The 2,752-nt window shown below is 76.5% G+C and carries 2 protein-coding genes; both read right to left on the bottom strand.

Annotated features, from left to right (window positions below; all coding sequences use genetic code 11):
• Positions 1–131: 131 nt before the first annotated feature.
• Positions 132–389, bottom strand: coding sequence for a hypothetical protein (locus ACSNOD_RS30275; RefSeq protein WP_436770281.1), 258 nt, complete (start codon positions 387–389; stop codon positions 132–134).
• A 25-nt stretch (positions 390–414) separates the two neighbouring features.
• A partial coding sequence (locus tag ACSNOD_RS30270) for a BTAD domain-containing putative transcriptional regulator (RefSeq protein ID WP_436770280.1) occupies positions 415–2,752 on the bottom strand: 2,338 nt, incomplete at its 5' end.

The following is a 2,752-nucleotide window of genomic DNA, read 5'->3' as shown; positions in this document are numbered from 1 at the left end:
GGAAAAGCACCCCGCCCCTTCGGGGCGGGGAAATGGGGCTTCGCCCCGAAGGGGCGGAAAACGGCGTCGGTCGCATCACGAACGATCCACAACGTGGACGTCGGCCAACCGAGCCCGGAGGGCGAAACGCGTCAGTCGACGTCCTCCAGGAGGCGCTGGATCGCCCGCACCCTCTCCCCCGTCTCCACGATCTCCTCGCGCAGCGAGAACCGGTGCGCGCCCCCGCACCCACCACCCAGCTCCCACTCACGCACCCGCACGCGCTCCGCCGCATGCCACAAAATCCCCGCCGTCGTCAGCATCGCGCAGCTCAGCATGAGCGCGCCGGCGATGACGGAACCCCCCGGGTCCCGCAGGTCGTGCCGCACGTTCGTCGTCCCTCTCTCCATCGTGGTCAGGGTCAGGGGCCAGAGGTCAGGACGACGACGCCGCGCACGGCGACGAGCGGCGCCCCTGGGCCATGGCCGTCCGCATGGCCGCGCGCACGGCCACCGACGTGTCCCCGGCGGTGGCGACGCCGGCGGACGCGGCGCCCGAAGAACCCCGCAACCCCGTCGACACCGCCAGGTCGAACGCGAGTTCACCACGCCCGAGCCGCGTGGACTGCGCGATCACGGAGGCCAGCGAGCGCCGCTCCGCGGCCAACCAGTCGTGGGGCGAGGCGAGCAGCTCGTCGAGATACGCGGGCTCGATCCGCCGCCGCAGCGTCGTCCCACGCGGCAGCACCCGCTCGCCACCGACCCCCCTGCGATGCGCCTCCTGCGCAATCGTGAGCCAGGAGCGGAACGCCCGGTCCAGCGCCCGCCCCCGCTCGTCCGCCGGCTCGTCGGCCTCCGCGCACTCGCGGGCGTGCAGCCGCAGCAGGTCCCGGAACCGGTAGCGCAGGCTGCCGGTCGCGTCGATGCCGACCGTGTCCACGAGCCGGACGTCCACCAGGTGTTCCATCAGCCGCTCGGCGACGACGACATCCGTGTCGAGCACGGCCGCGCCGACCCACGCGGTGAAGTCGGGGGCGTCGAGCAGGCCCAGCCGGCGGTAGAGCACGGCCGCGTCGGCGGGCAGCCGCCGGTAGCCGAGGTCGAGCGCGGCGCGCAGATCGGCCCGGCCCTGGCTCAGCTCGGTGAGCCGGTGCCGCTCGTCGGCCAGCCGGGAGGTGAGCAGCCGTACGGTCCAGTGCGGCTTGGCCGCGAGCCGCGCCCCGGCCGTGCGCAGGGCGAGCGGGAGCCGGTCGCAGAGGGCGGCCAGCCGGGCCGCCTCCCCCGGCTCGGCGTCGATCCGGTCCGCGCCGGCCACGCCCCGCAGCAGGTCGAGCGCCTCGCTCTCGCCGAGGGTGTCGAGCCCGACCCGCACCGCGCGGCACTCGGCCGCCACATCGCTCATGTGCGTACGGCTGGTGACCAGCACCCGGCAGGGCCCCGCGCCCGGGAGCAGGGGCAGCACCTGGGCGAGGGACCGCGCGTCGTCGAGGACGAGCAGCACCCGCCGGGTGGCGAGCACGCTGCGGTAGAGCGCGCCGCGCTCGGCGAGGTGGGCGGGGATGCGCTCCTCGGGCACGCCGAGGGCGCGCAGGAACCGCCCGAGGACGTCGCCGGGCGCGGCCTCCGGCTGTCCGTCGCGACCGCCGAGGTCGGCGAAGAGCTGTCCGTCGGGGAAGTGTTCGGCGTGGTGGTGCGCCCAGCGCACGGCGAGCGCGGTCTTGCCGGTCCCGGCGGCGCCGGTGATCAGCCCGGCCACGGGCGGGAGTTCGGCCACCCGCGCCCGGAACGCCGCGCCACCCGCCGCGCCACCGGCCAGGCCACCGGCCACGTCACCCGCCGCACCACCACCCGCATCACCCCGCACGAGCGCGTCCAGCGCGGCGAGGTCCGCCGCCCGACCGACGAACAGCGGCGGCGGCGCGGGCAGATGCGCCGGGATCACCTCGGGCTCGGTGATCCGGCCCTCGTACGGGCGCGGCCGCGCGGCGGGCGTCAGCGCGGGGTCGTCCCGCAGGATCGCGTCGTGCAGTTCCAGCAGCGCGGGCCCGGGCTCCAGCCCGAGCTCCTCGATGAACCGGCCGCGCGCCTCGCGGAACGCCTCCAGCGCCTCGGCCCGCCGCCCGGCCCGGTACTGGGCGAGCATCAGCTGGGCCCGCGGCCGCTCGCGCAGCGGATGCTCCCGTACGAGGTCGGCGAGTTCGGGAATGAGCGCCTGGTGGTGGCCCAGTTCGAGCCGCAGCTCGGTCCACTCCTCGTGCGCGGCGAGCCGGTGCTCCTCCAGCTGCGCGGCCTCGCCCTCGACGGGCCGCCCGGCGACGCCGGCGAGCGCGGGGCCGCGCCACAGCCCGAGGGCCTGCCGCAGCAGCGCCTCGGCCGACTCGGCACGCCCGGCGCGGGCGCCCTCTCGCGCCTCGGCCACGAGCCGGCCGAACTCGACGGCGTCGATCCGGTGGTCGTCGACGCGCAGCAGATATCCGGGGTGGGCGGTGACGATGACCTCGTCCTCGCAGCCCACGGCCTTGAAGGTCTTACGGAGTCCGGCGATGCAGATGGCGACCTGGGTGCGGGCGGTGGCGGGCGGGCGGCCGTCCCAGACGACGTCGACGAGCCGGTCCACGGAGACGACCCGCCCCTGGGCGAGCAGCATCATGGCGAGGATGGTGCGCTGGCGGGGGCCGCCGACGGGCAGGGGCCGGCCACCGGCGACGACCCGGAGGGGCCCGAGTATCCCGAACTCCAGCCCCCGGGCGCCGCCCGCCCCGCTCCCGGGCTCC

This window comes from Streptomyces sp. URMC 123 (assembly GCF_051386515.1).
GTDB lineage: Bacteria > Actinomycetota > Actinomycetes > Streptomycetales > Streptomycetaceae > Streptomyces.
Note: the sequence above shows the minus strand (reverse complement) of the source record. Positions and strands in the feature narration are given on the sequence as shown.

Bases quoted from the DNA above. Each gene is read 5' to 3' on its own strand.
- ACSNOD_RS30275 (WP_436770281.1), bottom strand. From the start codon at position 389: ATGGAGAGAGGGACGACGAACGTGCGGCACGACCTGCGGGACCCGGGG.